We start from the raw sequence: 2954 nt of genomic DNA, 5'->3' as shown, positions 1-2954 counted from the left end.
CTCCCACTCCCCACACCGACCTCTGAACACCCGACACCGACCTCTGAACACCCGACACCGACCTCTGAACACCCGACACCGACCTCTGAACACCCGACACCGACCTCTGAACACCCGACACCGACCTCTGAACACCCCACACCGACCTCTGAACACCCGGCTCCGACCGGAGCGGCCGACGGACACCCGCCCGGCCCCGGCGAGAAAGGCACAAGGCACACGGCATGGTCACAGCAGCACAGCCGCAAGCGGCACCGGCACCGGCACCGGCACCATCACCCGCGCCCCCGGCACCGCGCGGGGCGGATCTCGCGGAGCCGTACCTGTCGGGGCACCTGGCCTCGCTCGGGCTCGCGGTCGAGTACGTGCGCGCCGAGGGCAACACCCTCTACCACCTGGACGACGACGGCGCGGAGGTCGCGGTACTGGACCTGGTGGGCGGATTCGGCGCGACGATCCTGGGCCACAACCACCCGGAGATCGTCTCCCGCGCGAAGGACCTCCTCGACCGCAACGCCCCGGTCTTCGCCCAGTTCTCGCTGCACCCCTACGCCCATGACGTGGCGCGCACGCTGAACGCCATCGTCCGCCGCGAGTCCGGCGACCCCGAACCGTACCTGGCGATCTTCGCCAACAGCGGCGCCGAGGCGATCGAGGCGGCCGTCAAGCACGCCGAACTCGACCGGGTGCTGAAGGTGGCGGAGCTGACCGAGGCCATCGAGGCCGAGACCGAGGCGGTACGCGCCGCGTCGGGCCGCGGCACCGTCGCCGTCCCCGACGACGTCCGGGAGCGGCTCGGGCTCCGGCCACCCGCGGCCGGAGCGGCGGGCGGTACGACGGACGGTGTGGCAGGCGGTACGGAGGGCGGTACGACGGACCGTGTGTCGGGCGGTACGGAGGACGGTGCGACGGACGGTGTGGCGGGCGGTACGAGGGACGGTGCGACGGACGGTGTGGCGGGCGGTACGAGGGACGACGCGGTCGCCGTCCCGGTCGACGCCCTCGCCGAAGCCGTCCTGACCGCCAACTCGGCGCTCGCCCAGTCCCCGCCGGTCCTCCTCGCGCTGGAGGGCTCCTTCCACGGGAAGCTGGTCGGCAGCGTCCAGCTCACCCACAACGCGGCGTTCCGCGAGCCGTTCGGCGCCCTGGCCGCGCGGTGCCGGTTCGTGCCGTTCGGTCGGCCCGAGGCGCTGGACGAGATCGTCGCGGCCGAACGCCGCACCTTGTTCGGCCTCGCGGTCGAGGACGGCCGGGTGCGTCTGACGGAGCACGAACTGCCGGTGTTCTGCGCGTTCGTGCTGGAGCCCGTCCAGGGCGAGGGCGGAATCCGGCCCCTCGACGAGGAGTTCGCCCGGCGGATCAGGGAGACCTGCGACGCGATCGGCTGTCCCGTCGTGGTGGACGAGATCCAGAGCGGCATGGGCCGCACCGGCACCTTCCTCGCCAGCTCCGCCCTCGGGCTGCGCGGCGACTACTACGCGCTGGGCAAGAGCCTGGGCGGCGGGATCGCCAAGGCCGCGGTGACCCTCGTACGCGAGTCGCGCTACCGGGCCCGGTTCGAGATGGCGCACAGCTCGACCTTTGCCAAGGACGGTTTCTCCACCCTGATCGCGGCCCGCACGCTGGAGCTGCTGGAGGCCGACGGCGGCGGCGCGTACCGGCGGGCCGAGGAGCGCGGCCGACAGCTGACGGCGACGCTGGACGCCGTACACCGGGACTTCCCCGACGTCGTCAAGGAGGTGCGGGGCAGGGGGCTGATGGTCGGCCTGGAACTCCACGACCCGAGCGGCTCCCCCGATCCGGGGATCCGGGAGCACGCGCTGTCCGGCACGTTCGGTTACGCCGCCTCGGGCTATCTGCTGCGTGCGCACGCCGTTCGGATCTTCCCGACCGCCAGCGCCCCCACCACCTTGCGGTTCGCGCCCTCCGTGTATCTCACCGACGCCGAGATCGACCACGCGGGGGCGGCGCTGCGCGGTCTGTGCGCGGTGCTGCGCGCGCACGACGGCGCGCGTCTGCTCGGCTCGGGGGATACCCCGAGCGGTTCGCGGGACGACCTGACCGGAGAGGGGCAGGACCGTTGAACGCCGAGCGGCGGCCGAACGCCTCGGAGCGGCCGAACATCACGGAGCGGCCGAACATCAGCCAGCGGCCGAACACCGAGCAGCGGCCGAGCACCGCCCAGCAGCCGACCACCGAGCAATGGCGCGGCCCGGACCCGGCCTCCGAAGCGACCCTGCGCCGCATCGTCGACGCATGGCCGCAGCGGGCCGCGGTGGTCAAGGCCCCGGACGCCGCCGCCTCCGCGGAGCCGTGGGATCCGGAGCTGCCCGACTACCCGCCGGACCTCGTACCGTTCGCGGACCATCCGCGCTTCCTGGCGGCCACGCCCCAGCAGCGCGAGCACGTGAGGACCGGGCTCTGGCTGGGCTACAACGAACGGGTCATCGCCACCGAGCAGTTGGTCGCCGAACCGGGGTTCCATCTGGTCATGGCCGGTGGACTGGCGGGCAGCGAGGCCCCGTTGATCCGGCAGGCGATCCAACAGGCGCTGGTCGACGAGAGTTTCCACACCTATCTGCACATGACCGCACACCAGCGCACCATGCGGCTGCGCGGCATCCGCGAGCGGCCGGGCCAGCCCGTCCTGGTGACCTATCGGCGGCTCCAGCAGATGATGGCGGAGCTGCCTGAGGCGTGGGAGCGCGACATCGCGGTGCTCACCTGGAGTGTGGTCGCCGAGACCTGCATCAACGCACTCCTGGCCCTGGTCGCGCGGGACCGGGCGATCCAGCCGGTGCACTCCCTGATCACCACACTCCATCTGAGGGACGAGTCCGCGCACGGCTCGATCCTCGTCCATGTCATGTGCGAGCTGTACGCCAGGATGAACGCCGCGCAGCGCGAGACCGTCGCCCGGTGCCTGCCCGCGGCGCTGGCCGCCTTCGCCGAAC

2 protein-coding genes are annotated in these 2954 nt (G+C 72.3%); both read left to right on the top strand.

Annotation, left to right across the window (positions count from 1 at the left end; all coding sequences use genetic code 11):
* Window positions 1-224: 224 nt before the first annotated feature.
* A complete protein-coding gene (locus DVH02_RS29560; protein ID WP_114626927.1) occupies window positions 225-2084 on the top strand; it encodes an aspartate aminotransferase family protein in 1860 nt (619 codons plus the stop codon).
* On the top strand, window positions 2081-2954 hold an 874-nt coding region (locus DVH02_RS29555), incomplete at its 3' end, for a diiron oxygenase (protein ID WP_233518534.1). The genes DVH02_RS29560 and DVH02_RS29555, both read left to right, overlap by 4 nt.

Source organism: Streptomyces corynorhini (assembly GCF_003346515.1).
In the GTDB taxonomy this organism is placed as follows: Bacteria; Actinomycetota; Actinomycetes; order Streptomycetales; family Streptomycetaceae; genus Streptomyces; species Streptomyces corynorhini.
Note: the sequence above shows the minus strand (reverse complement) of the source record. Positions and strands in the feature narration are given on the sequence as shown.